Source organism: Nonomuraea sp. NPDC050556, assembly GCF_044457355.1.
Taxonomy (GTDB): Bacteria; Actinomycetota; Actinomycetes; order Streptosporangiales; family Streptosporangiaceae; genus Nonomuraea.
The window spans coordinates 154,947-176,037 of sequence record NZ_JBITGU010000007.1; the positions used below are offsets into that span (position 1 = coordinate 154,947).

24 protein-coding genes are annotated in these 21,091 nt (G+C 70.2%); 14 read left to right on the forward strand and 10 right to left on the reverse strand.

Features of this window, described 5'->3' with window-relative positions:
• The first annotated feature begins 16 nt into the window (after window positions 1–16).
• Window positions 17–493: a GntR family transcriptional regulator gene (locus tag ACIBG8_RS50940; protein ID WP_397350622.1), complete on the forward strand. Its 477-nt coding sequence runs from the start codon at window positions 17–19 to the stop codon at window positions 491–493.
• Window positions 494–518: 25 nt separating this feature from the next.
• Here ACIBG8_RS50940 and ACIBG8_RS50945 read toward each other — a convergent pair whose 3' ends face one another.
• The 4 genes from ACIBG8_RS50945 to ACIBG8_RS50960 form a co-directional block, all read right to left on the reverse strand.
• Window positions 519–866 carry an ASCH domain-containing protein gene (locus ACIBG8_RS50945; protein ID WP_397350623.1) on the reverse strand — a complete coding sequence of 116 codons (348 nt, stop codon included), beginning with the start codon at window positions 864–866 and terminating at the stop codon, window positions 519–521.
• 44 nt (window positions 867–910) lie between these two features.
• Window positions 911–1,369, reverse strand: a complete 459-nt coding sequence (locus ACIBG8_RS50950) for an NUDIX hydrolase (protein ID WP_397350865.1) — start codon at window positions 1,367–1,369, stop codon at window positions 911–913.
• Window positions 1,359–2,381 carry a hypothetical protein gene (locus tag ACIBG8_RS50955; RefSeq protein ID WP_397350624.1) on the reverse strand — a complete coding sequence of 341 codons (1,023 nt, stop codon included), beginning with the start codon at window positions 2,379–2,381 and terminating at the stop codon, window positions 1,359–1,361. Before ACIBG8_RS50955 ends, ACIBG8_RS50950 begins: the two co-directional genes overlap by 11 nt.
• A gap of 163 nt (window positions 2,382–2,544) precedes the next feature.
• Complete coding sequence (locus tag ACIBG8_RS50960) at window positions 2,545–3,453, reverse strand: DMT family transporter (protein ID WP_397350625.1); 909 nt, start codon at window positions 3,451–3,453, stop codon at window positions 2,545–2,547.
• Window positions 3,454–3,559: 106 nt separating this feature from the next.
• Between ACIBG8_RS50960 and ACIBG8_RS50965 the strand changes: the two genes are divergently transcribed.
• Window positions 3,560–4,957: a PLP-dependent aminotransferase family protein gene (locus ACIBG8_RS50965; RefSeq protein ID WP_397350626.1), complete on the forward strand. Its 1,398-nt coding sequence runs from the start codon at window positions 3,560–3,562 to the stop codon at window positions 4,955–4,957.
• On the opposite strand, the gene ACIBG8_RS50970 is transcribed toward ACIBG8_RS50965, so the two are convergent.
• Window positions 4,933–5,238: an antibiotic biosynthesis monooxygenase family protein gene (locus ACIBG8_RS50970; protein WP_397350627.1), complete on the reverse strand. Its 306-nt coding sequence runs from the start codon at window positions 5,236–5,238 to the stop codon at window positions 4,933–4,935. The two genes, ACIBG8_RS50965 and ACIBG8_RS50970, sit on opposite strands and share 25 nt — an antisense overlap.
• 3 nt (window positions 5,239–5,241) lie before the next feature.
• Between ACIBG8_RS50970 and ACIBG8_RS50975 the strand changes: the two genes are divergently transcribed.
• The 7 genes from ACIBG8_RS50975 to ACIBG8_RS51005 all read left to right on the forward strand — a co-directional run bounded on the left by ACIBG8_RS50975 (window position 5,242) and on the right by ACIBG8_RS51005 (window position 12,020).
• On the forward strand, window positions 5,242–5,739 hold the full coding sequence (locus ACIBG8_RS50975) for a CGNR zinc finger domain-containing protein (RefSeq protein WP_397350628.1): 498 nt from the start codon (window positions 5,242–5,244) through the stop codon (window positions 5,737–5,739).
• A 59-nt stretch (window positions 5,740–5,798) separates the two neighbouring features.
• Entirely contained in the window at window positions 5,799–6,407 is a 609-nt protein-coding gene (locus tag ACIBG8_RS50980; protein WP_397350630.1) for a GNAT family N-acetyltransferase, read from the forward strand.
• A gap of 1 nt (window position 6,408) precedes the next feature.
• Entirely contained in the window at window positions 6,409–7,284 is an 876-nt protein-coding gene (locus ACIBG8_RS50985) for a 1,4-dihydroxy-2-naphthoate polyprenyltransferase (RefSeq protein WP_397350631.1), read from the forward strand.
• Window positions 7,285–7,390: 106 nt separating this feature from the next.
• Window positions 7,391–8,746, forward strand: coding sequence for a purine-cytosine permease family protein (locus ACIBG8_RS50990; RefSeq protein ID WP_397350632.1), 1,356 nt, complete (start codon window positions 7,391–7,393; stop codon window positions 8,744–8,746).
• Entirely contained in the window at window positions 8,739–10,463 is a 1,725-nt protein-coding gene (locus ACIBG8_RS50995) for an adenine deaminase (RefSeq protein WP_397350633.1), read from the forward strand. The genes ACIBG8_RS50990 and ACIBG8_RS50995 overlap by 8 nt, the downstream gene beginning before the upstream one ends.
• Complete coding sequence (add, locus tag ACIBG8_RS51000) at window positions 10,460–11,428, forward strand: adenosine deaminase (protein ID WP_397350634.1); 969 nt, start codon at window positions 10,460–10,462, stop codon at window positions 11,426–11,428. The genes ACIBG8_RS50995 and add overlap by 4 nt, the downstream gene beginning before the upstream one ends.
• Window positions 11,429–11,435: 7 nt before the next feature.
• The gene (locus ACIBG8_RS51005; protein ID WP_397350635.1) at window positions 11,436–12,020 is read left to right on the forward strand and encodes a gamma carbonic anhydrase family protein; all 585 of its coding nucleotides are present in this window, start codon (window positions 11,436–11,438) and stop codon (window positions 12,018–12,020) included.
• Here ACIBG8_RS51005 and ACIBG8_RS51010 read toward each other — a convergent pair.
• The 4 genes from ACIBG8_RS51010 to dapB all read right to left on the reverse strand — a co-directional run bounded on the left by ACIBG8_RS51010 (window position 12,017) and on the right by dapB (window position 15,564).
• Window positions 12,017–13,537: a PucR family transcriptional regulator gene (locus ACIBG8_RS51010; protein WP_397350636.1), complete on the reverse strand. Its 1,521-nt coding sequence runs from the start codon at window positions 13,535–13,537 to the stop codon at window positions 12,017–12,019. The two genes, ACIBG8_RS51005 and ACIBG8_RS51010, sit on opposite strands and share 4 nt — an antisense overlap.
• Window positions 13,528–14,178: a TenA family protein gene (locus ACIBG8_RS51015; RefSeq protein WP_397350637.1), complete on the reverse strand. Its 651-nt coding sequence runs from the start codon at window positions 14,176–14,178 to the stop codon at window positions 13,528–13,530. Before ACIBG8_RS51015 ends, ACIBG8_RS51010 begins: the two co-directional genes overlap by 10 nt.
• Window positions 14,179–14,206: 28 nt before the next feature.
• The gene (locus tag ACIBG8_RS51020) at window positions 14,207–14,695 is read right to left on the reverse strand and encodes a GNAT family N-acetyltransferase (protein ID WP_397350638.1); all 489 of its coding nucleotides are present in this window, start codon (window positions 14,693–14,695) and stop codon (window positions 14,207–14,209) included.
• A gap of 131 nt (window positions 14,696–14,826) precedes the next feature.
• The gene (gene dapB / locus ACIBG8_RS51025; protein WP_397350639.1) at window positions 14,827–15,564 is read right to left on the reverse strand and encodes a 4-hydroxy-tetrahydrodipicolinate reductase; all 738 of its coding nucleotides are present in this window, start codon (window positions 15,562–15,564) and stop codon (window positions 14,827–14,829) included.
• 293 nt (window positions 15,565–15,857) lie between these two features.
• Between dapB and ACIBG8_RS51030 the strand changes: the two genes are divergently transcribed.
• The 5 genes from ACIBG8_RS51030 to ACIBG8_RS51050 all read left to right on the forward strand — a co-directional run bounded on the left by ACIBG8_RS51030 (window position 15,858) and on the right by ACIBG8_RS51050 (window position 19,819).
• Window positions 15,858–16,283 carry a S26 family signal peptidase gene (locus ACIBG8_RS51030; protein WP_397350640.1) on the forward strand — a complete coding sequence of 142 codons (426 nt, stop codon included), beginning with the start codon at window positions 15,858–15,860 and terminating at the stop codon, window positions 16,281–16,283.
• 51 nt (window positions 16,284–16,334) lie between these two features.
• Window positions 16,335–17,204: an ArsR/SmtB family transcription factor gene (locus ACIBG8_RS51035; RefSeq protein WP_397350641.1), complete on the forward strand. Its 870-nt coding sequence runs from the start codon at window positions 16,335–16,337 to the stop codon at window positions 17,202–17,204.
• A 95-nt stretch (window positions 17,205–17,299) separates the two neighbouring features.
• Entirely contained in the window at window positions 17,300–17,482 is a 183-nt protein-coding gene (locus ACIBG8_RS51040; protein WP_397350642.1) for a hypothetical protein, read from the forward strand.
• Between the two features lie 67 nt (window positions 17,483–17,549).
• Window positions 17,550–18,026, forward strand: a complete 477-nt coding sequence (locus tag ACIBG8_RS51045) for a hypothetical protein (RefSeq protein WP_397350643.1) — start codon at window positions 17,550–17,552, stop codon at window positions 18,024–18,026.
• On the forward strand, window positions 18,023–19,819 hold the full coding sequence (locus ACIBG8_RS51050) for an ABC transporter ATP-binding protein (protein WP_397350644.1): 1,797 nt from the start codon (window positions 18,023–18,025) through the stop codon (window positions 19,817–19,819). The genes ACIBG8_RS51045 and ACIBG8_RS51050 overlap by 4 nt, the downstream gene beginning before the upstream one ends.
• On the opposite strand, the gene ACIBG8_RS51055 is transcribed toward ACIBG8_RS51050, so the two are convergent.
• Window positions 19,783–21,090, reverse strand: a complete 1,308-nt coding sequence (locus tag ACIBG8_RS51055; protein ID WP_397350866.1) for a M16 family metallopeptidase — start codon at window positions 21,088–21,090, stop codon at window positions 19,783–19,785. The two genes, ACIBG8_RS51050 and ACIBG8_RS51055, sit on opposite strands and share 37 nt — an antisense overlap.
• Window position 21,091 lies beyond the last annotated feature (1 nt).

Below are 21,091 nucleotides of genomic sequence, written 5' to 3' on the forward strand. Positions count from 1 at the left end.
CGTCTAGACTTTGGGGATGCTCGATCGCGAGGGTCCTGTACCCGTCTACCGGCAGATCGCGGAGCTCATTCGCGGTCGTATCGCCTCCGGATCGCTGGGACCTGGCGACCCCATGCCGAGCGAGTCGGAGATCGAGCGCGAGTTCGGTGTTGCCAGAACGACCGCCAGGCGGGTGGCGAGGGAGCTGCGTGAGGTCGGTCTGGTCCACACGATTCCTGGCAAGGGCACTTTCGTCGGCCCTCATGGCATCCCCACGAACACCAAGCGAGAGACGAAGCCCGACCGCATCGCGTCCGAGATCGCCGAACGGGTCCTGCGTGGTCAGCTGCCGGTGAACCGGGCGATCCCGAGTGAGAAGTCCATGATGCAGCAGCACGGAGTGGCGAGAGTGACCGTGCGCCGGGCGGTTGCACTGCTCCGCGAGCAAGGCTGGATCTTCACCGTCCCCCATCGCGGGAGCTACGTCGCACCTGAGGGCTCCTGGCCTGGGTAGACCCTCGAGAGTCAGAAAGGGTCATTCACCCCACGACGTGGAAGTGGATGCAGACGGTTTTGGCGTCGTCGGTGGCTATGGGGCCGAAGAAGCGGCGATGAGCCTCGCGCCAATGGTCGATCGAGCGGAAGCCCTCGCCCTCCGTCTGCGCGAACTCCCACGTGACCTCGGCGAACGGCACCACCTCCACGCCTGTCACCTCGATCTCGCACAGGCGGTCACCGGCGGAGTCGACGATGATCAGGTGTTCGCCGACGTGTTCGAGTTCCTCGTCCTCGTAGTCGTCGGCCAAGCCCGCCGTCGCAACCTTGACGCCGTCCACGACCAGGCCTGTCAGGCGGTCGCGCATCTCGCCTGGGTTGCCCAGTTCCATGACACGAAGTCCATCGATTCTGCCCCACATGGGGGTGAGACTACTCACATGCCGAGGGCCACGGGGGTGGCTGGGGGGCCGGTGGTGATCAAGGTGGTCAGTGGGGTGGCCAGGTCTCTGGGGGAGAAGATTTCCGGGCCGGTGTATGCGGCTATGTCCGGCAGCGGCCACCAGTGGAAGGCGGTGATGTGTTCGGCTCTCAGCTGCTCGTCGGACATGGTGCCGCTCGGGTGGAAGGCGGGGATGCGGATCAGGTAATAGTCGTTGATCACCGCGTCGACGCGCTGGTGCCACACGTGGGGCGGGTCCGGGGGTACGGCCAGGCCGATCTCCTCGCGGAGTTCGCGCTGGAGGGCCGCCATGGGGGACTCGCCGGGCTCGATGCCGCCGCCTGGAGTGACCCACACGATGAGGTCGCCGATGGCCAGGCGGCACAGAAGGATGCGATCGTCCTCGTCGAGGACGATCGCGCGGACGGCATGGCGCGGACGGTCAGAAGACAGGGATGATCTCCTCGGGGTCGATGAAGTCGACGTGGACGCCCTCGATGTCCAGCTCCGGGATCGCGGGGAAGGCTATGCCCCACCGCTCGACGATCGCGCGGATCCTGGCCATCGCCACGCGCCAGTTGTCCGCCTGTTCCTCGTACGAGAGCACGCCCAGACCGGCATCGCGGGCATGGTCCATCAGGACACGATGGTTGTGGAGGAAATACGGCGGGAGCTCCCAGAAGCCCTCCGGTGGTTCCCAGAGGATCATCGACAGGAACACGAACCCGGCGCGCAACTGCCGCGTGATCAGGTCCTTGACGTCGTCGGTGAGCCCCGGCCACTCGTTCTCCAGGATGGTCATGCAGATCTGCAGGTGCCTGGACTCGTCCCGCCCGATCTTCTGGAACATCTCGGCGAACACCGGGTGCTGCGTGCCCGTGGCCATCCCGCGGAAGAGGGTCGAAGCGGCCATCTCCCCCATCATGAAGCTGGTGAACAGCACCGGCAGGCTGTACTTGCCGACGGCCGAGCTGTAGCCCGTCCAGTAGCGGCCGCCGTTGTGGTAGAGCCACCCGATGTTGTTGTGGGCGGCTTTCTCCAGGTCCGTGGACGGCGTCCAGTCGAGGGGGCCGCCGGGCCAGAGCCGCGCGATGGTGCGCTGGCAGCACTCCTCGTGGTTCATCTCGTCCCGGGTGATGGAGAAGAAGCACTTCCTGACCGGATCCTCCTCGTGCTTCTCGAACGCCTGGATCGTGGCGCGGGCGAAGACGGCAGGACCGGAGGCGTCGAAGTTCGCGAGTACCGCGAACCAGTACATGATGCCGAGCCGCTGCTCGACCGTGAAGTCGTCGGCGACGAGCCCGTCCCAGGGCAGGTCGGCGGGGTTCCAGAGCGTGCGCTTGGACTTCTCGTAGATGGCGGCGAGCTTCTCGGTCTCGACGCGCCATTCCATGGGATAGATGTTCGGCTGCGGAATCTCGGGCGCGGGCCAGAAGCCGCCTTCCGGGATTTCGAGGTTGGCCATTTATGACACCTCCAGCCCTCAGCTTGCTTCCTTGCGTCACAAACTTCAAGCCTGAAACCCCATCTGGTACGGCGGAGCCATCGGATCGCCACCCGCCGACGCCGGCCGGGGACCTCTCCCATTGCCACTCGCCGCACAGGGTCCTCGCCGCGACATCGGTGCGTCAGGCCCCTCGTGACCTCTGCGTCACCGCCACGCACGCCAGCACCGCCACGGCGGCGGCGATGGTGGCCAGGCCGTACTGCTCCTCGAGCAGCAACCAGGCCCACAGCAGCGTGAGCAACGGCTGGGTGAGCTGCGTCTGCCCGGCCCTGGCGATGCCGCCCCTGGCAAGCCCCGCGTACCAGGGCAGGAACCCGAGGAACATCGACACGAGCCCGACATACGCGAACCCGGCCACAGCGTCCCAACGCCACGACACGGACGTGGCGAAGGCCAGCACCCCGGACACGGGCAGCGTCACCGGCAACGACAGGACCAGGGCGTACGAGATGACCTGCCACCCTGGCGTGGTGCGCGAGAGCCGCCCGCCCTCGGTGTAGCCGACTGCGGCCGACAGCAGGGCGCCGACGAGCAGGATGTCCGCCCACGTCACGCTGCCGCCGCCCTGGGTGACGGTGAACACGGTGATGGCCAGGGCGCCGGCCCCCGAGGCCACCCAGAAGAGCGGGCGCGGCCGTTCCCCCGCCCGCAGGACGGCGCAGACGGCGGTGGCGGCGGGCAGCAGGCCGATCACGACCGCCGAGTGGGACGCGCTGGCCCCCAGAAACAGCGCCAGCCCGCTGAAGACGGGAAACCCGAACACGACGCCCAGCGAGATGGCCGCGTACGAGCGCCACGTGGACCGGGGCGGGATCAGCGGCCGCCGCGCCGCTTTGAGACACAGAAGCGCGATAAATCCGGCGATGACCGCGCGACCCACCGCCACGAGCCACGGATCGAACCCCCGCATCGCGAAAACCGTCGCGGGAAACGACCCGGAGAACGCCAGAACCCCGACAAACGCCAGCAACGTCCCCCGTCGAGCATCCCCCGGCGCAGGCAGCTCATCACTCCGAATAGCGAACGGCACAGAAGAAGCCGACCCACCCGAGGTGACCGACCTACCCGGAGTGGTGGCGGGGGTGGCCGAGGGAACCGATACTCCCCGACCAACGATAGCGCTATCATGATTTTTCATGACCAACGATAGCAGTATCGCTAAGATCGCCGCGATACTGCGCAAAGAGGCGGAGACCAGGAAACCAGGCGACCGCCTCACCTCCAGCCGCGAGATCATGCGCCGCCACGGCGTCAGCCCCATCACCGTCTCAAGAGCCCTGGGCCAGCTCACCGCAGAAGGCAGGGTGATCACCCGACCAGGCAGCGGCGCCTACGTAGCCCACCCCCCGGCCCACATGATGGACACCGCCGACCTCTCCTGGCAGACCGTGGCCCTGGGCGACCGCGTCGTGGACGACTCAGCAGTAGCGGCCCTCCTCACTCCCCCACCCGACGGCGTGATCCCCCTGACCGGCGGCTACCTCAACCCCGCCATCAGCCCCCACAAACAGCTCGCCGCAGCAGCGTCCCGCGCAGTACGCAGGCCGGACGCCTGGACCATGCCCCCGCTCAACGGCCTCGCCGAGCTCAGAAGATGGTTCGCCGCAGAGGCAGGGGGCGACGTCACCGCAGCCGACGCCCTGGTGGTCAGCGGCGGCCAGGCAGCCCTCACCCACGCCTTCAGAGCCCTGGCGGCCCCCGGCACCCCCGTGCTGGTCGAAACCCCCACCTACCCCGGCGCCTTGGCCGCGGCCAAGGCGGCGGGCCTGCGCGCGACAGCCGTACCCACCGACAGCGACGGCGTAAGGCCGGACCTCCTGGCGGAGGCGTTCGCGGTCACCGGGGCCAGGGTCTTCTACTGCCAGCCCACCCTGTCCAACCCCACCGGCGCCACCCTCACCCACGAACGCAGGCAGCAGGTCCTCCAGGTCGTCAGAGCCGCCGGCGCGTTCCTCATCGAGGATGACTTCGCCCGGTATCTGACCGCCGACCCGCCCACCCCGATGGTCGCCATGGACCCGCATGGCACCGTCGTCCACATCAACTCGCTCACCAAGGTCCTGGCCCCCAGCCTCCGCCTGGCCGCGGTGATCGCCCGCGGACCCGCCGCGCACCGGCTCAGGGCGGCGCAGCTCGTGGAGTCGTTCTTCGTGGCCAGGCCGCTGCAGGAGACGGCGCTGGAGTTCACCGGCTCGCCCGCCTGGCGCCGCCACCTGACGACCCTGCACGCCGAGATCACCACCCGCCGTGACGCGCTGGCCACCGCACTGGCAGCGCGCCTGCCCGAGGCCGAGGTGGAGCTCATCCCGCGCGGCGGCCTCCACCTGTGGGTACGGCTGCCGCCGTACGTGAACGAGCACGCGCTGGTCGAGGCGGCCCAGCGGCACGGCGTGCTGGTGAGCCCCGGCAGGATGTACTACCCCTCGGAACCGCCGGGCCCGCGCATCAGGGTCACCCACATCGCCGTCACCCACCTCCCCGAGCTCGCCGAGGGCGTACGCAGGCTGGCTCAGGCGCTGGCGAACACCTCGTAGTGCTCGACGGTCGTCTCCCTGTCGACGAGGAACCTGTCGTCCTCGTCGTAGAAGACCGCCTGGGACGGCTCGTCCCCGGCGAAGGCCCTGATCGCCTCCCACGACTCCCAGAAGGAGATGAGGAAGAACTCGGTCCTGTCCCCGTCGTCGCGCCTGGTGAACCTGACGCCCTGGTTACCCGGCGTCGAGGTGTATCCGGCGAAACCGGTGCGCATCAGGTAGGCCTCGTAGGCGGTGGCGTCCGCCGCCGAGGTCCAGCCGCGCCACGTGCGTACGATCATAAGATGTCCTCCCCGTCGGAGCTCGTGCGTGATTTTCTTAACACGGCTGACCTCGAAGCGGAAAAAGACGAACTGTCCTCCCCCGCCGAGCTGGCCCTGTGGCTGCGCGAGCGCGGCCTGGCCGGCGAGCGGGACCGGGCGACCGACGACGACCTGGGCACGGCGCTCGCGCTGCGCGAGGGGATACGCGCCGCACTGGGCGGAAGGCCGGCGGAGCTGCCCGCGTTGCCGCTGGTGGCGACCCCTGAGCTGGTCCCCGTGGAGGACGGCGTGCGCGGCGCCCTGGCCGCGATCGCGGTGGCCCTGGTGCGCGCCGACCGCGACCGCCTCAAGGTCTGCGCGTCCGCCACGTGCCAGTGGGCGTTCGTCGACTCCTCGAAGAACCGCTCACGCGCCTGGTGCTCCATGAAGATCTGCGGCAACCGCCTCAAAACCCGGGCGTATCGCACGAGAAGGCAGGTCGAGCGTCGTGCCCAGGGCCCAATCACCGATACGGTGTAACCCATGCTCTCGAGATCCTCCAGTCGCGGGCATGACGGCAGGCGAAGGAGCGCGCCGAGATGGCAGACGTAGGCGTCCGGGCGGCCCGGCGCGAGGATGTGCTCCAGGTTGCGAACACCCAGATCCGCGCCTGGCGTTATGGCTATCGGGACTTTCTGCCCGAAGGCCCGCTCGAGCAGATGACGGGCGCGGCGGCAGAGAAGATGTGGCTGCGCCAGTGGGACGAGGCGATCGCCGCCCCGCCCACGCCCCGGCATCGGGTGCTGGTCGCGGTCGAGACCATCCTCGACACCGAGGGCTTCCCCGCCCTCGGCCTGGGTGGCTCGTCGGCCCCGGCGGTCCCGCGCGGCGGTGAGCGCGTGGTCGGCCTGGCCTCGCACGCCCCGGCGGAAGACCCCGACCTCGACCCGACGGTCGCGGCCGAGATGCTCACCCTGCTCGTCGACCCCGACTTCGTCCGGCGCGGCCATGGCAGCCGCCTGCTCAACGCGACCGTCGACTACCTGCGCGAGGACGGCTTCCGCCAGATCGTGACGTGGGTGTTCGCCGACAACCACGCGGTGCTCGGCTTCCTCGAGTCCGCAGGTTGGGGCGAGGACATGGCGGAGCGGGTGCTCGACATGGGCCGCCCGATCCGCATGGTCCGGCTGACGACGGATATCAGCTGACATGGCCTCTTTGAACGACTGGGTGGCTGGCGCACGCCCGCGTACCCTTCCGAACGCCGTCGTCCCCGTCATGGTCGGCACCGGTGTGGCGATCTCCGACGGCGGCGCCGTGTGGTGGCGCGCCCTCGTGGCGCTGGCCGTCGCGCTGCTGCTGCAGATCGGCGTCAACTACGCCAACGACTACAGCGACGGCGTGCGCGGCACCGACGACGAGCGGGTCGGCCCGATGCGGCTGGTCGGCTCGAAGCGGGCCACGCCGCGCCAGGTCCTGCTGGCCGCCTTAGGGAGCTTCGGCCTGGCCGCCGTGGCCGGGCTGTCGCTGGTCCTCGCCACCCGCGCGTGGTGGGTGCTGCTGGTCGGCGCCGCCGCGATCGCCGCCGCCTGGTTCTACACAGGAGGCAAGACTCCGTACGGCTACCGCGCCCTGGGCGAGCTGGCCGTCTTCGTCTTCTTCGGCCTGGTCCCCGTGGTCGGCACGACGTACGTCCAGGTGGAGCACATCTCCTGGCTGGCCGTGGCGGCGAGCGTCCCGGTCGGGCTGCTGTCGTGCTCGATGCTCGTGGTCAACAACCTGCGCGACGTCAACACCGACGGCCAGGTCGGCAAGCGCACCCTGGCCGTGGTGCTCGGCGCTGAGCGCACCCGCACCCTCTACACCGCCTGCCTGGTCGTGCCGTTCGTGATCGCGCTGGCGCTGGTGCCCTGGGCGCCGTTCACCGCGCTGACCGTGCTCGCCGCGCCGCTGGCCGTACCTCCGGTGAAACTGGTGCGCAACGGGGCGACCGGGCCCGCGCTGATCTCGGCGCTCCAGCAGACGGGCAAGTTGCAGCTGGCCTTCGGGCTGCTCTTCACCATCGGCCTGGCGATCACCTTGTAGGCGGATACAAACGGGCTGGGCCGGGCTCGTATGGGCCGATAAATGGCCTGGTCAGCGCCGTGTGGTTCCCTGAAATCAGGATTTTTCCGGACTCAGGAGAGCGCACATGGAGCAACGCGGGATCGAGCTGGTCTCGGCGCAGGAGAGGTACGGCCGTCCGCGTGACCTGTTCTTCCTGTGGGCCGGGACCACGATGGGCATCTTCACCCTGGTCTACGGCACGGTCATCGTGGCGGTCTTCGGGCTGAGCTTCTGGCAGGCCGTGGCCGCCATCGTCATCGGCAACCTGCTGGCCTTCCCGCTGGTCGGCCTGACCAGCCTGCAGGGCCCGGCGACCGGCACCTCGACGATGACCGTGTCCCGCGCCGCCTACGGCACCAAGGGCGCCAGGGGCCTGAGCTTCTTCGGCTGGCTGAACATGGTCGGCTTCGAGGCTGGCGGCATGGTGCTCATCACGTTCGCCTCGCTGTCGCTCCTGGATCAGGCGGGCGTCACCGACCAGAGCCTGCCCCTGAAGATCACCGTCATCGTGGTCGCCGCCCTCATCCAGCTCGTCCTGCCGCTGATCGGGCACGCGGCGGTGATGAAGGCGCAGAAATACTTCACCTGGATCTTCCTGGCGATGTTCGCCGTCATGGCGGTGCTGATCGCCCCCAAGGTCAACGTGTCCGGCGGCGGCTCGGCCGACTTCGCCACCTTCACGGCGGCGGTGGCGCTGGTCATGTCGGCCGGTGGCCTGTCGTGGGGCCCGCTCGGCGGCGACTACTCGCGCTACCTCCCGAAGGACTCCTCCAAGAAGGCCGTCTTCTGGTGCGCGGTCCTGGGCGGCCTCGTGCCCTACCTGCTGCTCATGACGCTGGGCGCGGCGGTCGCGACTGTGGTCACCGGCGCGGACGACCCGATCTCCGGGCTGCCCGGAGCGCTCCCGAACTGGTTCGTCGTGCCGTACCTGCTGCTGGCGATCGTCACGCTGTTCGCGGTCAACACCACCGACCTGTACTCCTCGGGCTTGAACCTGCAGGCGGCGGGGATCACCATCAAGCGGTGGCTCGCCGTCGTGCTCGACCTGATCTTCTGCGTGATCATCACCATCGTGGCCGTCACCTCCAACAACTTCAACGACCTGCTCAACGCCTTCCTCGGCCTGCTGATCATCTGGCTGGCGCCGTGGGCGGGCGTCTACGTGACCGACTGGCTGCGCCGCAGGGGCCGCTACGACGCCCAGGCGCTGTTCGACCTGAAGGCGCCCGGCCAGGTTCGCTGGCCCGCCATCATCGCCCAGGTCGCCGGGATGGCCGCCGCCGCCCTGTGGATCAACTCGACGGCGTTCGTCGGGTGGATCTCGAAAGCCACGGGCGGGTCCGACTTCAGCATCTTCGCCGGATTCATCGTCGCCGGTGTCGTCTACGCCGCCCTGGACCGCCGTACGGTCCCCGTCGCCAAGGAGCTCGCCCATGCATGACCTGCTCGACGTCGCCTACGGCCGCAGGCCGGCCGACACGATCATCACGGGCGGCACCCTGGTCAACGTGCTGACCGGCGAGATCTACCCGGCGGAGATCGCCATCAGCGGCACGCGCATCGCGGCGGTCGGGCCCGGCCTGCCCAGGGGCGAGAACACCACGATCATCGACGCCAAGGGCGGCTACCTCGTCCCCGGCCTGATCGACGGGCACATCCACATCGAGTGCAGCAAACTCTCCGTGACCAGCTTCGCCAATCTGGTCGTCCCCTTCGGCACCACCAGCGTCGTGTCCGGGCTCGACCAGATCCTCGTCGCCGAGGGTCTCGACGGTGTACGGCGAGCGCTGGACGAGGCCGCCGAGACGAGCATGCGCATCTGGTGGGGCGCCCCGGCCAAGGCCCCCTACACCGTGCCGCAGTCCACGGTCGGCCACACCTTCGGCCCCGGCGAGCACCGGATCGCGCACGAGTGGCCCGAGTGCGTGGGCATCTGGGAGACCGTCCAGGAGATGGTCGAGCACGGCGACCCCGCCGTGCTCGAAGCCCTGGAGCTGGCCCACCAGCGGAGGCTGCCGATCTTCGGCTGCGCTCCCCTGTCGGACGCGCGCCGCATCGCGGGCCTCGCGGCGGCGGGCATCAGGCTCGACCACGAGTCGTACTCCCACGAGGAGATGCTGGAGAAGCTGCGCCAGGGCATCTACGCGATCGTCCGCGAGTCGTCCGTCGCGCACTTCCTGGAGGAGAACATCCAGGTCGTGTCCAAGGTCGGCGCCCGCCGGGTGGCGTTCTGCACCGACGACGTGCACGCGGCCGACGTGCTGGCAGGCGGGCACGTGGACAAGCTCGTCAGGATGGCGATCAAGGCCGGGGTGGACCCGGTGACCGCGATCCAGATGGCCACGGTCAACTGCGCGGAGATGTACCGGATCGACGACCTGGTCGGCTCGATCGCGCCAGGCCGCTTCGCCGACGTGCTGATCGTGGACTCGCTGGAGGACTTCAGGATCCGCGAGGTCGTGGCGGGCGGGAAGCCGGTGGCCCGCGACGGCCGGATGATCACCCCGGCGGTGCCGCCAGCGCGCGGAGCCGTACAGCCTTTTCCCGTGAAGACCGTAACGGCCGACGACCTCGCGCTCCGGTCGGGCGAGACCGAGGTCACGGTCCTCACGCTCAACTTCACCGACCAGGTCTTCGTGCGCAAGCGCCGCGACGTGACCCTGCCGGTCGTCGACGGGATCGTGGAGCCGTCGGTCGAGCACGACGCGCTGCTGGTGACGGTCGTCGAGCGGTACGGCAAGAACGGCAACATGCCGGTGGCCATGGTCAGCGGCATGGGCCTGCGCAAGGGGGCCATCGCCACCAGCGCCGCGCCCGACGACAACAACGTCATCTGCGTCGGCGCCTCGCGCGCGGACATGGCCGTGGCGATCAACGAGGTCGTCAGGCTGGGCGGCGGCCAGGTCATCGTCGTCGACGGCGAGGTCGTCGCTTCACTGCAGCTTCCGGTCGCGGGCATCGTGTCCGATATTTCGGCAGATGAGATGGCCATCCAGGAAGAGCACCTCGACACGCTCGCCCGGGAAATGGGATGCCAGCTCCCCGCGCCGCTCATGTACCTGTTCTTCCTGTCCATCACCGCGATCCCCGACTACGCCGTCACCGATCTCGGGCTCGTGGACTGTGTCAAGCTCGAAGTCGTGGAGGTCATCCAATGAACGAGTTCATCGCCGGTCTGCCCAAGTGCGAGCTGCACCTGCACATCGAGGGCACCCTGGAGCCGTCGCTGAAGGCCGAGCTGGCCCGGCGCAACAAGCTCGACCTGGAGTTCAGGAGCTACGAGTTCGACGACCTGACGTCGTTCCTGGCCGTCTACTACGAGGGCATGCAGGTGCTGCGCACCGAGCCCGACTTCTACGACCTGGCCATGGGCTACCTGCGCAAGGCGGCCTCGCAGAACGTGCGCTATGCGGAGATCTTCTTCGACCCGCAGGCGCACACCTCGCGCGGCGTGCCGTTCTCCGTGGTCATCGGCGGGCTGCGGCGGGCGCTGCTCGACGCGGAGAAGCAGCTCGGGGTGCGGGCGCAGCTCATCATGTGCTTCCTGCGCGACTTCCAGGCGGAGTACGCCATGGCGACGCTGCTGGAGAGCCTGCCGTACAAGGAGTGGATCATCGGGGTCGGGCTCGACTCCGACGAGAAGGGCAACCCTCCGGCCAAGTTCGCCGCCGTCTACGAGCGGGCCCGCCAGGAGGGGTACCTGCTGACGATGCACTGCGACGTCGACCAGGACAACTCCATCGAGCATATCCGCCAGGCGATCCAGGACATCGGCGTCGACCGCATCGACCACGGCGTCAACATCCTGGAGGACCAGAAGCTGGTGGAGGAGATCCTGGCCAAGGGCATCGGGCTGACCTGCTGCCCGATCTCCAACGGCGTGGTGACGGACTCGATGAAGGCCGAGGGCATCCGCAAGCTGCTCGACCTGGGCGTCCGGGTGACGATCAACTCAGACGACCCGGCCTACTTCCCCGGCTACGTGCAGGAGAACCTGGCCGCGCTCAACCTGTCGCGCGAGGAGCTGCTGCAGGTCGAGCGCAACGCCTTCGAGATCGCCTGGCTGCCCAGGCACGTGAAGGACGCCTACCTGGCCGAGCTGGAGTCGTACGGCGCTGCATGATGGGTTCATGCTGATCCGTCATCACGGCCACGAGCCGAGCATCGACCCGGCCGCCTACGTCGCGCCCAACGCCACCCTCGTCGGCGACGTGCGGGTGGGGCCTGGGGCGCGGGTGATGTACGGGGCCGTGCTGGACGCGCAGGACGAGACGATCGAGGTCGGCGCGACCTCGATCATCTGCGAGAACGCGGTCCTGCGCGGCGCCGTGACGCTGGGCGACCACGTGTTCGTCGGCCCGCAGTCGACCCTTCTGGGCTGTACGGTGGCCCGCTGCTGCTACCTGGCGACCGGCGTGACCGTGCTGCAGCAGGCGTCGCTGGGCGCCGGTGCGGTGGTGGCCATCGGCGCCTCCGTCCACGCGGGATGCGAGGTGCCCGGCGAGTTCTTCGTACCCCCTGGCATGATCATGATCGGTGGCGCCGTCTACGCACCTGGCGACCCTGAGCTGCCCGGCGCGGTCCGGAGCGTCGGCTTCGCCAGGATCGCCTTCGGCGTGGAGACCGACTGGGAGGACCGGCTCACCCGTTACGAGCAGATGGCCGAGATCAGGTCGGCGCAGTTCGGCGCGCACGCCGGAGACGTGGTCCTCTAACGCATCCGCAGCGCGAGCAGGAAGTCGACGCGTTCGTCCCACGAGCTGAGCGAGCGGCCGGTCAGCTCCTCGATGCGCTTGAGCCGGTAGCGCAACGTGTTGACGTGCACGTGCAGCCGCTCGGAGGTCGCCGCCCAGTTGCCCGACTCCTCCAGGAACGTCTCCAGCGTCTCCAGCAGGTCTGTCTGGTTGGTGGTGTCATAGGACTCCAGCGCGCCCAGCACCCGCGAGCGGAACGACCTGCGCAGCTCGCCAGGGATCGCCGCCAGCAGCGACCGGTGCGAGCTGACGTCGTCGCCGGTGATCACGCTGACCCGGCCGCTGCCCAGCTCGGCCAGCGTCCGCGCGTGCCTGGCCTCCTCGATGAGGCTGCTCAGCGCGGCGGGACCGGTCGTCACGCTGCTGACGCCCAGCGTGATGCGCGCGTCACCGAGCCCGGCCTCCAGCGTCCCCGCTCCCCTGGTCATGTGCGCGACCAGCTGGTCGGGCTCGTTGCCCGCGAGCGGCACCAGCGCGATGGCCTCCTGACCGATGGCCGTCACGACGCCGGGAGCCTGCGGGCGCAACAACTCGTCGAGGACGGCGACGCTCACCTCGGGAGTCCCGGCGCCCAGCGCCACCGCGAGCAGGCCGTGCTCGGTCTCCACGTTGAGCGTGTGCAGCCGGGACACCACGCCGGGCAGCGAGGCGTCGCCCGACTCCAGGAGCTGCACGAGCTGGTCGAGCACCCGCCGCTCGATCCGGTGCGCCGCCTCCAGCCTGGAGCGTTCGAGCGCCACGAGCGCGGCCAGCTCGACGATCAGGTCCTCGTTGTCGCCCTGGACCCGCTCGCCCTCGTAGGCGAGGAACCAGTTGGCGATGCGGTGCGGCGCGCCCTTGCTGACCGGGAAGACCGACAGCGTGGCGCCGTTGTCGAGGGTCACCTTGCCTGGCAGGAAGCGGGCCGTGAGGAAGGTGTGGGCGAGCTGCCTGCCCGCGCCCCTGCCCATGGGCTGCGAGCCGACGATGACGCGGCCGGTGGCCGACATGACCCAGCAGCCGACGTCGAGCTCGCCCGCGACGGCCATGACGAGCTTGGTGAGGCTGCCGCCGTCCACGAGGGTGCTGGCCAGGCGGCGGCGGGAGCCGTACTGGCTGCGGGGCGGGGCGTCGAGCTCGGCGATCAGCCCGCGCAGGACGTGCTCGGTGAGCGCGCTGAACGGGACGTCGACCGGCAGCGTGAGCAGCGGCAGCCCTTGGGAAGCACAGGCGTCGATGAGGTCGGGCGGCGGCACTCCCAGCGCGGTCCCCGCCACGAGCGCGGCCACATCGCCCAGATTGCTCACGAAGTTTCGTGAAGAATCGGCATCGGTGTGCCAGGTGAGCTCGGTCAGCACCAGCTCGCCCGGCTTCACGAACCGTCCCGGGTCCATGAGGTCGGTGGTCGAGACGCCGCGCACCCGGCGGTCGAGCAGGTCGTGCCCGGTCAGGACCTTGAGCGCGAGCTGGTCCGCCTGGGTGAGGTCCCTCAGCCGCATGGCCAGCGCTCCTGGCGCCAGGCCGCGTCCCAGAACATCCACTCGTAGCGCGCCGTGGTCAGCGCCCGCTCCAGCACGACCGGCTCCATCGGCACCTCGTCGAGCAGGTCGAGCACCCCGGCCACGGTCTCCTGGTACTCCTCGCCGCCGTAGGTCTCGATCCACCAGGCGTAGAGCGGGTCCGGCGACGACTCCTTGAGCAGCTTCTCGCCGACCTTGGCGTAGATCCAGTAGCAGGGCACGATCGCGCCCAGCGCCTCGGCGAACGTGCCGAGCGAGCAGGTACGCACCAGGTAGGAGGTGTAGCCGACGGTCGTCGGGCCCGCGCCCTGGCGGCGCGCCTGGGCCTCGTCGAGCCCGAAGGCGGCCAGCAGCTCGACCACCAGGCTGTGCTCCACCTCGACGGTCCTGGCCGCGTCACCGGCGAACCGCTGGACGGCGGCGGCGGACGGCGCCCGCGCCGCGCACGCGGCCAGCGCGCGGGCGTAGTCGGGCAGGAAGAGCGCCTCCTGGACCACGTAGTGGCGGAACGCCTCGCGCGGCAGCGACCCGTCGGTCAGCCCCGTGAGGAACGGATGGGCCTGGATCTCGTCATAGACACCCGCCACGACCTGCCACAACTCATCCCTGAACCGGCTCACGCCCCGATGGTATCCACCGCTCTCCGCATCACTCCCCGGCGGTGCCCACCGCTCTTCGCATCACGACCCGGGGCGCCAGCTCGATGCCGAGCTCCCGCTCGTGCTCGACCAGCGCGGCCAGCTCCGGCCCGAGGTCCTCGATCACCACGAAGCCGCGCTGGGCGTACCAGGGCGCGTTCCACGGCACGTCACGGAACGTCGTCAGCGTCACCGCCGCCGCTCCGGCCGCCGCCGCGTGGTCGCACACCGCCTCCACCAGCCGCCCGCCGATGCCCTGCCGCATGTGGCCGGGGTGTACGGCGAGCTGGTCGAGATGCACGGCGCCGCCGACCCAGCTCACCATCGCGAAACCGGCCGGAGGCTCGCCCTCGACCAGCACCTTCGCCGCGTCGTCCACCTCTTCGACCATGGTCGTGCCCGGCGGGAAGACGATGCCCACCTCGGCGAAGAGCCCGTCCGCCGCCACCTCGATCGCGACCAGGTCAGGCAGCTCTTCCGCGCTCGCCCAACGCACCATTCGACACGCCCTCATGTTTCCGCCGAACGCTCTGACCGGCACTAATGTGATCGTCGTGTGCCCGGCTGTGCGGAGCCGGGAACCCCCTCCTCGCAATGTGCCCACGGCTGTGTCAGCCGTGGGCACATTGGTTACAGATCGAGCAGATTCTCCAGGCCGACCGTGAGTCCGGGCAGCTCGCCGACCCTGCGCACGCCCAGCAGGACGCCGGGGGTGAACGACGAGCGGTTCATGGTGTCGTGCCTGATGGTGAGGATCTCGCCGTCGCCGCCGAGCAGCACCTCCTGGTGGGCGATCAGCCCGGCCAGCCGTACCGAGTGCACGTGCACCCCGCCGACGTCCGCGCCGCGCGCGCCGTCGAGCTCGGCGGTGGTGGCGTCGGGCATCGCACCCATGCCCGCCTTGGCCCGCGCCTCGGCGACCAGCTCGGCGGTACGGCGAGCCGTACCCGAGGGGGCGTCGGCCTTGTTGGGGTGGTGCAGCTCGACGATCTCGACGGAGTCGAAGTATCGGGCCGCCTGCTGGGCGAAGTGCATCATGAGGACGGCGGCGATGCCGAAGTTGGGGGCGATGAGGCAGTTGGTGCCGGGGAACCGGGCCAGCCACTCGCGGACGGTGGCGAGGCGGTGCTCGTCGAACCCGGTGGTGCCGACGACCGGATGGATGCCGTGGGCGATCGCCCACTCCAGGTTGCCCATCACCACGTCGGGGTGGGTGAAGTCGACGACCACCTGGGCGCCCTGGAGGCCCTCGATGTCGTCGTCCTTGTCGAGCGCGGCGACGAGCTCCAGGTCGGGGGCCGACTCTACGGCCTTGCACACTTCGATACCGACGCGCCCGCGGGCGCCAAGCACTCCAACCCTGATCACCCGCCCAGCCTATCGCGGCCCAGCCAGGCGAAGTGGAGCCCCGGACACAAGGCCCCACGAACGGACCCCAAGGAGGTGACAACGCCCTCGCTTGGCATCACGACCTCCCAGCCGACGTCACCGCGCCCCGCTGGACGTCACGACCTCCCACTCGGCGTGGCCACGTCCCCCCAGGCGTCGTTGCGTCCCGCCGGGCATCACGCCCGCCGCCGGGCGTCGCCGGGGCCTGACGAGGGCGTGGATGGGCGAGGGGTGGGGTGGGCGGGAAGGGGGTTGGGGGTTACAGTCGCGCCATGCCTGTGATCATCGTGCTCGGCGTCGTCCTGGCCGCCCTTCTGGTGGCGCGCAACCGACTGGCCGTGGTGACCGTGCGCGGGGAGAGCATGGTGCCGACGCTGAGACCCGGCGACCGCGTGCTGTTGTTACGCACCCGGCGGCTGCGCCGTGGCCGGATCGTGGTGCTGGAGCCCATCGGGCCAGGACTGCGGTGGCGAAAGGGCCCCATCCCCGCTCCCGCCGACGGGGAGTGGCTGGTCAAGCGGCTGACCGCCCTGCCCGGCGACCCCACTCCGGCGGAGGTGGCCGAGGGGCCCGTGCCTCGGGGGCACCTGGTGGTGCTGGGTGACGGGAAGGTCAGCGCGGACTCCCGGCTGTGGGGATACGTGCCCGCCGACCGGGTGCTGGGCATCGTGATCTACACCCTTGTCAGGACGTCTTAACCGACTCATACTCCAACATGTCCAGACATTTCCTGACAATGGGGCGGGGATATGCGTCTGGTCTTCTCCGCCGGCGGGCTGGCCTCGACGACCTTCGCCATCTCGCCGCTGCACCACGCCATGTTCGCCGCCCTCTGCCTGCGCCACCCCGGCTTCGCCGTACCGGGGTCGCCCTGGCGGGATCTGGCGCGCAGGGCGCCCGCCAGGGCCATGCCCTTCGTCGACCGCGTCAACAGCTCCCACCTCGGCGAGGGTGGGTTCCTCTGGATCAACCGCCCGCTCCCCCCGGGCGTGGGCACGTTCGCCGACGAGCTGGACGCCCATCCCGGGCTGGACGACGTGGCGGACGCGGTCCGCGCCTTCTACACGAGCTGCGTCGAGCCCGAGTGGAACGCGATCCGCCGCCGCGTGGAGGCGCATCTCAGCAGGTGCGCCGAGCTGCTCTGCGTCCAGGGCTTCGGCCGTACGCTGCCCAGGCTCAACCCCCGGCTGAGCTGGTACGGCTGCGCGCTGGAGATCGACACCTCCGGGGTGACGCCACCGGCGATGGACCTCGGCGACAGAGGGGTCGCCTTCTCCCCACTCCTGTCGGCCGGCCACCGCTTCCTCGGCCTCGCGCTGGGCCACGACTCCCGCCTGATCCTCGCCTACCCGGTCGCCGACGCCGTCGACGCCCGCCCTGGCCCGGTCGACGCACTGGCCCTGGTCCTCGGGCATGCGCGGGCCAGGGTGCTGCGCTCCATCGGTACCGGGACCGCGACCGGCGCGCTGGCCAGGTCGCTCCAGGTGAGCGCGTCGACGGTGTCCGAGCACATGACGGCGCTGCGGCAGGCCGGGCTGGTGGACACCTACCGCGAGGGCCGCGCCGTACGCCACGTGCTGACCTCGCTGGGGCGCGATCTCCTCGAATGCAATGCGTGATTTGTCGCATTTCGGCGCCAGGCCGAATAGATTGCCGCGCGATATCCCCCTGGTCATGATCGGGACGACAGAGCTCCCTCACCCCAGGAGGTCGGATGACACGCACACTGAGGGCACTCGGCGACCGGATGCTCGGCGCCATGCTGCCCGCCACCACCGCCGACGCGTCGCCGTGCCCTGGCGGCATCTGCTGGTGCCACTACTGGCTCGACCACAGCGCGTGGACCTGCGAGCGCCGCGACTGCTCGACGTACGTCGTCTGCTACGAGTGCTGCTGACACCCTACCCGCCCGCGGCCCGCAGGAGCGGGCCGCGGGCGGCCCCCGCGTGGAGAGGAACCCGCTGATGCCGTTCGTCATCGCAGCTCTGGTCGTCGTTGGCGCCGTGAGCGCGCTCAACCTCACACTGACCCTCGCGGTCATCCGCAGGATGCGCACCACCGAGACGCCTGCCGGGCCGCCGCTGCTGCCGGTCGGCTCGACCCTGCCCGACGTGAGCGGCATCGGGAGCCCGGCGGTCGTCGGCTTCTTCGACACCGAGTGCAAGGCCTGCCCCGGCCAGATCGAACCGTTCCTGCGGCTGGTGCGCCAGGCGGGCCACACCGCCGACCGCGTGCTCGCCGTGGTGTCCGGGCCCGGCGGCGAGGCCTACGCGGCCACCCTGGGCGAGAGCGCCACCGTGGTCGTCGAGCCCACCAACGGGCCGGTCTGCCTGGCCTTCCCCAACTCGGTGTTCCCCGCCTTCTACCTGGCCGACGACTCAGGCAAGGTCAGGGCGAGCGCGGTGACCGTGGCCGGTCTCGGCGCTCCCGTCACCGCATGAGCCCCGGGCTCCGGCTGCTGGCCGTACGAGCCTGGTCGGTCTGGGGCCTGGCCTGGCGGGCCGCGCCGCTCTCCGTCGCCTGCGCGGCCGGGTCGACGGCCGTCTCCGGGTTCCTGCCGGTGTCGGCCGCGTGGTTCACCAAGCTGGTGCTGGACGGCCTGGCCGCCGGTCGCCCGGTGCTCGCGCCCGTGCTGGCCCTGGCGGCGGCCGGGCTGGTCGCCGCGCTGCTGCCGCATCTGACCGAGTACGCCGAGGGCAGGCTGCGCCGCGCCATGGACCTGCTGACCCGCGACCGCCTGTTCACCTCGGTCAACCGGTTCGTTGGCCTTGGCCCGTTCGAGGACCCGCGCTTCCGCGACCGGCTCAGGCTCGCCGGGCAGGCGGGTTCTGGCGCGACGCAGCAGATCCTCTCCCCCAGCCTGTCTTTGGCTCGCGGGACGGTGACGCTGGCGGGGTTCGTCGTCGCGCTCGCCGTACTCAGCCCGGTCATGACCGTGATCGTGCTGCTGTCCGCGCTGCCGTCCCTGGGCGTGCAGCTCTCGCTGAGCAGGCGGCGGGTGGGCCTCGACTGGCAGGTCAGCCCGGCCATGCGCCGCCAGATCTTCTACGCCGAGCTGCTCACCGAGGTGGAAGCGGCCAAGGAGGTGCGGCTGTTCGGGCTCGGCGCGTTCCTGCGCGACCGGCTCCTGGGTGAGATCCGTACGGTCAACGACCAGGAGCAGGCGCTCGACCGCAGAGCCCTGGCGGGCCACGGGCTGCTCGCCCTGCTCGGCGCGGGGATCGGCGGCGCGGGACTGGTGTGGGCGGTCACCGGCGGCGCGCTCGGCGTGGGCGACGTCGCGGTCTTCGCCGCGGCGGTGGCCGGGGTGCAGGGGGCGCTGTCCGGCGGCGTCACCCAGCTGTCACGGCTGCACCAGGCGCTGCTGGTCTTCGGCCACTACACCGCCGTCGTCTCCGCTCCCCCCGACCTTCCCGTACGGCTGCCGCCTCGGGCGTTGCCGCCGCTGGGCGAGGGCGTCGAGCTGCGCGACGTCTGGTTCCGCTACAGCGACGAGCATCCGTGGGTGCTGCGCGGGGTGAACCTGACGATCCCCGCAGGAGCGTGCGTGGCGCTCGTCGGGCTCAACGGCGCAGGCAAGTCGACGCTGGTCAAGCTGCTGTGCCGGTTCTACGACCCGACCCGCGGAGCGGTCCTGTGGGACGGCGCCGACCTGCGCGACGTCGACCCGGCCGCGTTGCGCTCGAAGCTGGCCGCGGTGTTCCAGGACTACGTGGCCTACGACTTCACCGCAGAGGAGAACATCGCCGTCGGCTCGCTGGGCGCCTCGCCCGAGCAGGTCAGGGCGGCGGCGGGACTGGCCGGGGTGGACGGGGCGATCGAGGCGCTGCCTGGCGGCTACGCCACGATGCTGAGCACGCGCTTCGCCGGGGCAGGCGCGGGCGCCGTCCTCTCCGGCGGCCAGTGGCAGCGCCTCGCCCTGGCCCGTGCGCTGGTCAGGGGCGAGCGCGACCTGCTCATCCTCGACGAGCCGAGCGCGGGGCTGGACGCCGAGGCTGAGCACACGATCCACCGGCGGTTGCGCGAGCATCGGGCCGGCCGTACCAGCCTGCTGATCTCGCACCGGCTCAGCACCGTGCGGGACGCCGACCTCATCGTGGTCCTGTCGGAGGGCAGGATCGCAGAGCAGGGCACGCACGCCGGCCTGATGGCGGCAGCGGGCGAGTACGCCCGGCTGTTCAGCCTTCAGGCCAGCGGTTACGCGATGGCGGCAGAGAAGTCCTTGTCGCCGTAGGGGCCGATGACGGCCAGGCTGAGCGGGCGGTTGAGCACGTCCCGCGCGACCTCGTCGATCTCCTCGGGGGTGACCGCGTCGATCCGCGCCAGCACCTCGTCGACCGACATGAGCTCGTCGTAGACCAGCTCGTTCTTGCCGATCCGCGACATGCGCGACCCGGTGTCCTCCAGCCCCAGCACCAGACCGCCGCGCATCTGGCCCTTGCCGCGGACGATCTCCTCGGCGTCGAGCCCGTCGGCGACCACGCGCGAGACCTCGTCGCGGCAGATCTTCAGCACCTCGTCGATCTTGGTCGGCAGGCAGCCGACGTAGATGCCGAACTGCCCGGTGTCCGCGTAGGCCGAGGTGTAGGAGTAGGCCGAGTAGGCCAGCCCTCGCTTCTCCCTGATCTCCTGGAAGAGCCTGGACGACATGCCGCCGCCCAGCGCCGCGTTCAGGACGCCGAGGGCGAAGCGCCGCTCGTCGGTGCGGGCCATGCCCGTGGTGCCGAGCACCAGGTTGGCCTGCTCCGTCGGCCGGTCCACCACCCGTACGCCGGAGCGCGGCGACGTGCCGGTGCCCGACGTGCGGGGCGGCGCGCAGTCGAGCCCGCCGCCCAGCGCGCCCGCCCGCTCGTACGCGCGGGCGACCAGCTCGACGACCTGCTCGTGCTGGATGTTGCCCGCGACAGACACGACCGTGCGCGGCGGCTGGTAGTAGGTCCTGTAGTACTCGACGATCCGCTCACGCCGCAGGGCGTTGATCGAGTCGACGGTGCCCAGGATCGGCCGCCCTATCGGCGAGTCGCCGTACAGCGCAGCGGAGAACTGCTCGTGCACGACGTCCGACGGGTCGTCGTCGTGCATGGCGATCTCCTCGAGGATCACGCCCCGCTCTGACTCGACGTCGTCCTCGGTGACCAGCGAGGAGGTGATGACGTCGGCCAGCACGTCGACGGCCAGCGGCAGATCCTCGTCCAGCACCCGCGCGTAGTAGCAGGTGTACTCCTTGGCGGTGAAGGCGTTGATCTCCCCGCCGATGCCCTCGATGGACGCCGAGATCTCCATGGCGTCCCGCGTGGGCGTGCCCTTGAACAGCAGGTGTTCGAGGAAGTGGGTGGCCCCCGTGTGCTCGGGGGCCTCGTCGCGCGAGCCGATGCCGACCCACATGCCGACCGCGACGGATCGCACGGTCGGCATGGTCTCGGTCACCACCCGCAGCCCACCGGGGAGGACGGTGCGCCGCACGACTCCGGCGCCGTCTTTGCCGGAGTGCAGGGTGGTGGTGATG

Excerpts from the sequence above, each read along its gene's own strand:
- ACIBG8_RS50980 (WP_397350630.1), top strand. The coding sequence starts at position 5,799 with ATGGCAGACGTAGGCGTCCGGGCGGCCCGGCGCGAGGATGTGCTCCAG.
- ACIBG8_RS51040 (WP_397350642.1), top strand. The coding sequence starts at position 17,300 with ATGACACGCACACTGAGGGCACTCGGCGACCGGATGCTCGGCGCCATG.
- ACIBG8_RS51010 (WP_397350636.1), bottom strand. The coding sequence starts at position 13,537 with ATGCGGCTGAGGGACCTCACCCAGGCGGACCAGCTCGCGCTCAAGGTC.
- ACIBG8_RS50955 (WP_397350624.1), bottom strand. The coding sequence starts at position 2,381 with ATGGCCAACCTCGAAATCCCGGAAGGCGGCTTCTGGCCCGCGCCCGAG.
- add (WP_397350634.1), top strand. The coding sequence starts at position 10,460 with ATGAACGAGTTCATCGCCGGTCTGCCCAAGTGCGAGCTGCACCTGCAC.
- ACIBG8_RS51005 (WP_397350635.1), top strand. The coding sequence starts at position 11,436 with ATGCTGATCCGTCATCACGGCCACGAGCCGAGCATCGACCCGGCCGCC.
- ACIBG8_RS50940 (WP_397350622.1), top strand. The coding sequence starts at position 17 with ATGCTCGATCGCGAGGGTCCTGTACCCGTCTACCGGCAGATCGCGGAG.
- ACIBG8_RS51020 (WP_397350638.1), bottom strand. The coding sequence starts at position 14,695 with ATGGTGCGTTGGGCGAGCGCGGAAGAGCTGCCTGACCTGGTCGCGATC.
- ACIBG8_RS50975 (WP_397350628.1), top strand. The coding sequence starts at position 5,242 with ATGTCCTCCCCGTCGGAGCTCGTGCGTGATTTTCTTAACACGGCTGAC.
- ACIBG8_RS50945 (WP_397350623.1), bottom strand. The coding sequence starts at position 866 with ATGGAACTGGGCAACCCAGGCGAGATGCGCGACCGCCTGACAGGCCTG.
- ACIBG8_RS50970 (WP_397350627.1), bottom strand. The coding sequence starts at position 5,238 with ATGATCGTACGCACGTGGCGCGGCTGGACCTCGGCGGCGGACGCCACC.
- ACIBG8_RS51045 (WP_397350643.1), top strand. The coding sequence starts at position 17,550 with ATGCCGTTCGTCATCGCAGCTCTGGTCGTCGTTGGCGCCGTGAGCGCG.
- ACIBG8_RS50965 (WP_397350626.1), top strand. The coding sequence starts at position 3,560 with ATGACCAACGATAGCAGTATCGCTAAGATCGCCGCGATACTGCGCAAA.
- ACIBG8_RS50995 (WP_397350633.1), top strand. The coding sequence starts at position 8,739 with ATGCATGACCTGCTCGACGTCGCCTACGGCCGCAGGCCGGCCGACACG.
- ACIBG8_RS51050 (WP_397350644.1), top strand. The coding sequence starts at position 18,023 with ATGAGCCCCGGGCTCCGGCTGCTGGCCGTACGAGCCTGGTCGGTCTGG.
- ACIBG8_RS50985 (WP_397350631.1), top strand. The coding sequence starts at position 6,409 with ATGGCCTCTTTGAACGACTGGGTGGCTGGCGCACGCCCGCGTACCCTT.
- ACIBG8_RS50990 (WP_397350632.1), top strand. The coding sequence starts at position 7,391 with ATGGAGCAACGCGGGATCGAGCTGGTCTCGGCGCAGGAGAGGTACGGC.
- ACIBG8_RS51030 (WP_397350640.1), top strand. The coding sequence starts at position 15,858 with ATGCCTGTGATCATCGTGCTCGGCGTCGTCCTGGCCGCCCTTCTGGTG.
- ACIBG8_RS51035 (WP_397350641.1), top strand. The coding sequence starts at position 16,335 with ATGCGTCTGGTCTTCTCCGCCGGCGGGCTGGCCTCGACGACCTTCGCC.